Consider the following 6981-nt stretch of genomic DNA (forward strand, 5'->3'; position numbering starts at 1 on the left):
CCCCGTAGCGCTCGCCTTCAAGCAGCAGCAGGCGCCGGCTGTACTCGTTCAGCCGCAAGTCCTGCTCGTTGTCCTTGCTGGCCTTGGCGCTGAGCTGGTTGTTCATCTCCTTCACCTCAAGGGTGAGGGCGACGATCTTGGCGCCGTACTCGTCCAGTCGCTGGGCCTGCAGCTGCTGGCCGTTCCAGAGCAGCACGGCCTGCCCAGCAATGGCGCCAGCCACCCCCAGCAAGCCCCAGAGCGGAATCTTTCGGTCGATGGTCACGCGTCCAGCCAGCGGATCCAGCCCCATGCGGTCGGTTTCTCTGGTCTGCACCATGTCACTCCCATCCGGCGGCCAGGCAGTAGCCCAGCACGATCGGAAATGCGCCGCTGGCCGTAGCCACCGCATCACCCAGACTCGGGTCGCCGAGCTGGGGGAGTTTTTCCAGGTTCATGACAGCCTCAGCGAGTTGACTCGGATGTTCAAAATGTTGACGCCGCCGGTCTCTTGCAGCAGACCCGTTAACTTGAGCGCCAGCCGGCCGCCCGTGCTCAGCGTGGCACCCGAGATGGCCAGCGCGTAGTCCGCTGCAGCGCCGGTCAGCGTGACGGCCGAAGGAGCCAGGCTGACCGCGCCCTGGGCGCCGTCGTCTCCGATTCGGCGAGCGTCCAGCGTCAGGCTCTTTGTGGAGCCCGCGACGCCACTGCCGGCGTATTGAGCGTTGACGGTGATCGTGACGTCGCGGCCTCCGACGTAGTCCTGTGGCAGCGGCACCTCGACGGTGAACGAGTCGTTCACGCTACCGCCGTTCGCACCCTCACCTTCGAGATAGGTCTCCGTCCCGTGCGTGTTCTTAATGCGGAAATTGCCAGCCGATGCCGTCGTCGTGAGGCCAGCGCCGGCCGCCGACTTGCAGCTGGTCAACGGGATGCTGACCGGCGTTGAGATGCCGGATTCCACTGGCGTGATGGACCACTGATCGAGGATGAAGCCGGTCGTGCCGGTGTACCCGCTCACGCGGACAGACACCGGATTGCTCGGCGCCGTGAACACGATGCTTGCGGCAGATCCTTCCGTCCAGGTGCTGCTGGCGATGTCGGAGACGCCGCCGTTTGCCCCGTTGCGGATGTACCAGTTGCCGCCCGTGTTGCCGGTGCAGTCGTTGCCGTTGAACTTGGCTCGGTACTGCTTGCCCGGGGTCAGCGAAGGCGCGTTGACATAGCAGTCGGACGCACCGGACGCGCCGGTCAGCGTCAGTACGCCGGCCGCAGCCGTCAGCGTGCCGCCCGTGCCAGAGACCTTGCCCGCGTTCGCATCGGCGTAGTAGTCGAGCACGAACTGATTACGCACGTCCTCACGGGAGGCGCTGCGCGGCAGTAGGCCGGGCACAACGCTGACCCAGTAGAGATTGAAGCTCTTGCCCGAATCGCTGCCATCGGCCGCGCCGGCGTAGATCCTCAGCTTGAACTCAGTCGCGTTGCGCTTGATCGTGACGAACGCATAGGCAACCTCGGGGCCGCTAGCGGCCGGCACTTCGCGCGGGAAGCTCGTGAAGTTCGGGTTGTCGTCGTTGTTCGTGGTCTCAAGGGCGACGCGCGAAGTCAGCAGGCCTGCGGTCGTTGATCGCTCCATCAGCACGGCCAGGCAGACGGTCGTGCCGCGGTACTGGGCCAGGTGCCGCGTCAGGTCCTGGAATATCGCCGGGTCGGTGCCGGCATTGATCGTGACCTTGCAGCTGTAGAGCGCGCCGTCTGACTTGGAAAGGTCCTTGCTCGGCGTGCAGTTGACGAAGCTGAAGTCATCCGGCGCCGCGCCCTTCCAAAAGCTGAATCGCCCATTCGAGGCGAGGTTCTGGCCGGCCTCTTCAAGCGGGTTGATGTAGGTCGGCGACGGGCCGGTCAGGTCCGCCGGCTCGGCCATGACGCGCATCACGGCCGGCACGATGAGCGTGTCGGCGCCCGCCTCGTTCGGGTGCACCGTGTCACCCATGTAGATCGACGCGTCGTCAACCTTCTTGAACGGGGTGTAGTAGTCGACGACGGCCGCGCCGTGCAGGCTTGCGGCACGCCGGCGCGCTGACACTGCTCGGGCGGAGAAGCCGGGGCCGTTGGTGTTGATGTTGGTGCTGTCCGGCAGATCCGTGCGCGGGTTCTGCAGCATCACGATCATGGCCGCCTGCGGCGCGAGGAAGYGCATGCGAGACAGACTGATGATCGTCTCGGCCAGGATGATGTCTTCTTCCGAGCCTGTGCCGTGGTTGTGGCCCAGGTTGTCGAACACGACGTCAGGCTTTGTTCCGTCGAAAATGACCGCCTCGCGGGCGCCCATGAAGAACCAGCTGTTGACGCCGGCAACCGAGGCGTTGTGAAAATAGACCGTGTTCTTGCTGGCGTCCGGCAGCATCGGACCGGTACCGGTTTGGATGGTCTCGTAGCTGCCCCAGGTCTCGGTGCCGCCGTTCGCCACGGTCTGACCCAGCCCGAAGAGCCGGTACTTGAAATCGTGCGTAGGGATCAGCGGCCCAAGCAGCTGAGCAAGCTTGCGCGGCCACTCCGTCGGATCGTTGCCCGTCGAGTCGCCCTTGATGAAGACGTGGACGTCGCGCTGGTTGCCCCGCACGGCCGCCCAGAAGTCCTTCGCAGCGGATTCCTGCTGTGTGAGGCGCCCCGTCAACTCCTCGATGCCCGTATCGGTGCCGCCAGCGGCCACGCCGGCCAGCGTCAGGCGTGGGACGCCAAAGCGATCCAGGTAGGTCGCGCTGGGGCTGTTGACGATCTCGTCGATCTTCTCCGCGTTGAACAGCAGATCCTGGGGGGACTTGCTCGGGATCGGATTGGCGGTGGGGGTCGTCATGCGTCAGCCTCGTAGATTCGCTCGTCGTACTGCGCCAAGCTTAGGGACGCCGTTCCGTCAGCCGCCGGCTTGATCTCGGTCACGGTGTAGAGCCCCGCGGCCTCAAGCTCGGCGGCGGTGAGGCCCACCGCGAAGGAGTAGCGGCTGCCAAGTTGCCGGCTTGGGTCTGCCACGTAGAGCCCGGCCGGGACGGTGTCCAGCTCCGCTCCGGCGCTGGACGGCCAGCAGATCACCGGCGCACCAAGCTGGTGGCCGTCTGCGCCGGTGAAGACGATCCGGCCGGAGCCCTGGCCCTTCCAGTCCAAGGGCTCGCTGGTCGTGATGAAGGCGCCGCTGATCGACAGAACCTCCCCGGCCTGCAGCCCATCGTCGCCAAGGAAGTCGTTCGGGTCCACCCACCGCACCAACGACCCAAGGCCCAGGATCGAACCGTCAGACAACGCGGTGTCGCTCACGCTGGTGCGCTGGTAGATCAGCCGGCGGGCCTCAAGCTGGGCCCGGTTGTCGGCCTGGGCAAGCGTGGCGCAACCGGTCATCTTGATCTTCTTCGGGTTGCGGCTGACGCCAACAACTGGTGCGCCGGTCGAGATGTTCAGACGCACATAGGCCTTCTTCGACTGGCTCGCCTCGTCAACGTACTCGACCTCCACACCATCGTTTGAGGCCGGGAGGTGCGCGGCATAGCTGATCGCCGAATCGCCGCCAGCGGCCAGGTTGCGATAGTCGAGCTGCAGCTCTGGGTAGGGCCGCGCCTGGTCACGCGTCACCGTCCACTTCGCTCCGTCGCGCCAGACCACGCAGCGAGCCGTGTTCGCCGCCAGCTGCATCCGCTCGCCGAGGCTGGCGTCTGCATCGTCCAAGCTGCTGTCGAAGCGCAACAGCTCCGAGCTTTCACCGAACTCGGTGTTGATCGCCGCAAGCGCGTCGACATCGATGCCGGTGGCGTCGTTGCCGGCGATGGTCCAGATGTGCAACATCGCCCGCGCGAAGTTGYGCGATGAGCTGAGCGTGTCGGAATACAGCTCGCGGACATGCCTGAGCCAGCGCACATTGAACTTCCGGTCACTGAAGCCTGTCGCTTCGGTTGTTGCCTTGGTCGTCACGCGGATGACCGTCACACCGGGCAGCACCTTCTCTGCGTAGTGGCGGACCGCGTAGACCTCTTCGAGCTTGGCAACGTCCGCGCCCCCGTCGTCAATCTCCGGGGTCGAGCGCGTGAACTGCACGCGATACCGGCCAGAGCCGCCCGACGGGGTGACCTGCGTTGTCCAGAAGCGCTGGTCATAGGTGTCGGCCGTGAAGGTCTCATCCTGGTGCTGCCGCGTGCCGCCGATCTCGACACCGGAGCCGTTGACCTTCCACCACTCGGCGCGGATCGTCACCGAGCCCTTCAGGCCGCGCAGGAACACGGTATTCCAGCGGATGCGCTCGCAGTTCACTGGCAGCGTGAACGGGCCAACAACCGTAGCGGTAGACCCGGTCGGCGTGATGCTCAGCGCCGTGACCGCGCCGGCTTCCGTGGTGCCCCAGGCTGTCCCTGTGAAGGTGAAGGTGCAGAAGCCGGAGGCGACGACAAACGCATCTACCGTCACTGTTTCGTCAAAGACGGTTGGGCCAGCGCCGTAGGAGAAGGTCACGGATGCCAGCCCGCTCGGCGAGACGGATTTCAGGTTGGCCAGGTCGGGGCCGTCTGTCAGTTGCAGGGTGAACGATGTCGATGAGGCGGTGGCGCTCAGCGTTGCCGCTCCGGTGACTGCCGGGAATGGGATTGCGGGGCTGATCTCCTGACCGTTGACCTCGTCGCTGGCGAAGGTCTCTTGCACGTCCAGGATCGTCGTCGACCGGCCCTCCGGATAGCCTGGCCCGGCCGCCGGCTCAAACACCTCGTAGCTCGCCCCGTCGATGTCCGTGATCGGCGTCTCTGCGTACTGGACCTCCGAGATCGTCCCCTCGCCGCGGCTGATGCACAGCCATTCGGTCACGTATTTGACGTGGTCGATGTATTCGACCGTGGACGGTTGGATCAGGTCCGGCCAGCAGCGGCGGTAGCCGTAGACGTCGGGAATCGCCTGGTAGGCCCGCGCCACGTTGGTCTGGGCCGTCAGTGAATTGTTCGGGCTCTCCTTGCCGACGTTCGAGCCCGGCAGGCTCGGCATCATGGCGTAGGCCACCGCCGCCGCCAACAGCGCGACGATGATGTAGCCAATCTCCTCGACGCCCGCTGGCCTGCGCGACACGACAACGCAGTCCATCACTGACGGCGGCATATCCATGCGCGGGTCGCGCAGCGGGTTCACCGCGCAGCCATTGATGGTGATCTCGCAGTCACCGCCGCCGCTCAGGTGGCGCTCGATGTTTTCCTGCAGCGAGACACCATGATCCCAGTCAAAGCGCTGACGGCCAGTGACTCCTGCTGGGTCGTTCTGGATGATCAGCATGGCGCGAAGCGGTAAAAGCGAATGTCTGGCCGCGCCCGTTGCATGGCCGCGAGCCGTGTGACCTTGACGCGACCAGCGCGGCCTTCGCCGCCATCGGCGTGCAGCAACATGGCACCGGGCAGCACGAGCCCGCAGTGGGTGGGCGCACCATCACGCCAGGTCATGAAGGCGACAGCGCCGTCGCCTTGCTCACACTGTGCCCAGCCGAGAGCGGACGCAAATCCGCTCGCAATGTCGGTGTGCGGCACCGCGCCGAGCTCAATGCCGAGCACCTCACGGAAGTAGAGGCAAACGAGGCCAAAGCAGTCGACGGCGGACCAGTCGCTTCGCCAGCGAACCCATTGCAGCGCCAGGGCACGCGTCACGAAATCGGCGGGGCTCATGAGGGCTTTCACCCTGCCTGATGCTAGGGAGCTAGATCAACTCCAACCCCGTGAAGACGCCGGGTTCGTAGATCGGCGCCACCGCTCTCCGCATCGGGTTGTCGTCTGTCGCCGTGACCTGCACCGTGTCCTGGCCGAACGCCACGCCTCCCGCTTCGGCTGCATACAACCGCCACTCGATCTCCGGCGTGAGCTTGTCGCCCAAGTAGATCGCATAGGTCACCCGGATAGGCTCTCGCGAGCCCGAGGCAGTCACCAACCGAAGCTGACGCTTGAACTCGCGGCCGACGACCTGGCGCGGGAAGGCCAGCGTCAGCTTCGGCTGCACGTCGCCCTTTGAGTCCGGCGCCTTGATGGTCATCGGGGCCGGCGTGTGCACATGGCCGCCAAGCGTCACCTCGGCGAACTGGTTGGCAACGAGACGAAACGGCACGCTGAACGCCGTGTGCTCGAAGGTGATCGCATGGAACTCGGGCAGCGGGCTCTTTGAGCTCCAAAATTCTCGCTTGTCCATCAGACCGCCGGCATCAGCATGGTCATGGACAGGTCCAGCGGCGAGGCCCAGYCGCGGTAAGACGGGTCAAGTGGCTCGGGCATCTCCAGGTTGACCGTGATGTCGAGGAAATCCAACCAGTCGCGCCAGTCCGGCAGACCGAGAATCATCTCGCCCGCCCCGTCCCACTCCGCCGGCACGATGAGCTTGCGGGCCATGATGGTGGCGCGGTAGCTCCAGGTGCTGCCCGCCGAGTCCGCCGGCAGAAGGCCGTCAGGCAGGAAGCGGCAGATATGTGTGACCATGCCGAACTCGGTGCGCAGCGCCATGGCGAACTCGAGCACGCCCTTCTGCAGGACCTGGTCGAACCACAGCTGAAATAGGAAGGCCTCTTCAGCATCGAAGCGGAAGGACACGTCCCAGAAAACCGGCACGTCGGTACCGCTGGCCTGGGCGTACCCGAACCCGCGCCGCGGCTCGTTGAGGCGGAACGCCGCCGGCTGCGTCCGGCTCTTAGTGGCCAGCACGCTGCGGATCTGGAAGGGGTAGGCTGGCGTGGTCATAGGCGGCCCTGCACGTTGGTTGCACCACGCATCGCCGACCACACGGGCCCGCTGTTGGAGCTGATCTGCCCAGCCACCTCGGCCACAGCAATCTGCACGATGCGCCCAGTGTCGTCAGTCTGCGCGGTTACCTGCGCGGTCGGGTGGGTGTTGGTCACATGGACCAGCACTTGAACCTTCCCGCCGACACCGTCAGCCGGTGTAACGCTGCCGTTTGCCGTGGGCATCATGTACTGCGTTCCGTTGCCGGCCGTGAACATCTCCGGCT

The 6981-nt window shown here is 65.4% G+C and carries 7 protein-coding genes; all 7 read right to left on the minus strand.

The genetic code is table 11. From position 1 onward, the window contains the following. On the minus strand, positions 1 to 316 hold a 316-nt coding region (locus AC1DU6_RS15455), incomplete at its 3' end, for a hypothetical protein (RefSeq protein ID WP_477858124.1). 117 nt (positions 317 to 433) lie between these two features. Beyond that, positions 434 to 2836, minus strand: coding sequence for an SGNH/GDSL hydrolase family protein (locus AC1DU6_RS15460; protein WP_477858126.1), 2403 nt, complete (start codon positions 2834 to 2836; stop codon positions 434 to 436). Further along, a complete protein-coding gene (locus tag AC1DU6_RS15465) occupies positions 2833 to 5274 on the minus strand; it encodes a host specificity factor TipJ family phage tail protein (protein ID WP_477858128.1) in 2442 nt (813 codons plus the stop codon). Before AC1DU6_RS15465 ends, AC1DU6_RS15460 begins: the two co-directional genes overlap by 4 nt. Continuing rightward, positions 5268 to 5657 carry an NlpC/P60 family protein gene (locus AC1DU6_RS15470; RefSeq protein ID WP_477858129.1) on the minus strand — a complete coding sequence of 130 codons (390 nt, stop codon included), beginning with the start codon at positions 5655 to 5657 and terminating at the stop codon, positions 5268 to 5270. Before AC1DU6_RS15470 ends, AC1DU6_RS15465 begins: the two co-directional genes overlap by 7 nt. A gap of 31 nt (positions 5658 to 5688) precedes the next feature. Beyond that, entirely contained in the window at positions 5689 to 6171 is a 483-nt protein-coding gene (locus AC1DU6_RS15475) for a DUF1833 family protein (protein WP_477858131.1), read from the minus strand. Then, positions 6171 to 6713 carry a hypothetical protein gene (locus AC1DU6_RS15480; protein ID WP_477858133.1) on the minus strand — a complete coding sequence of 181 codons (543 nt, stop codon included), beginning with the start codon at positions 6711 to 6713 and terminating at the stop codon, positions 6171 to 6173. Before AC1DU6_RS15480 ends, AC1DU6_RS15475 begins: the two co-directional genes overlap by 1 nt. Next, positions 6710 to 6981: hypothetical protein (locus AC1DU6_RS15485; protein WP_477858135.1), on the minus strand; the 272-nt coding region annotated here is incomplete at its 5' end. The genes AC1DU6_RS15480 and AC1DU6_RS15485, both read right to left, overlap by 4 nt.

The sequence above is a fragment of the Roseateles sp. P5_B10 genome (assembly GCF_056400485.1).

Excerpts from the sequence above, each read along its gene's own strand:
- AC1DU6_RS15470 (WP_477858129.1), bottom strand. The coding sequence starts at position 5,657 with ATGAGCCCCGCCGATTTCGTGACGCGTGCCCTGGCGCTGCAATGGGTT.
- AC1DU6_RS15475 (WP_477858131.1), bottom strand. The coding sequence starts at position 6,171 with ATGGACAAGCGAGAATTTTGGAGCTCAAAGAGCCCGCTGCCCGAGTTC.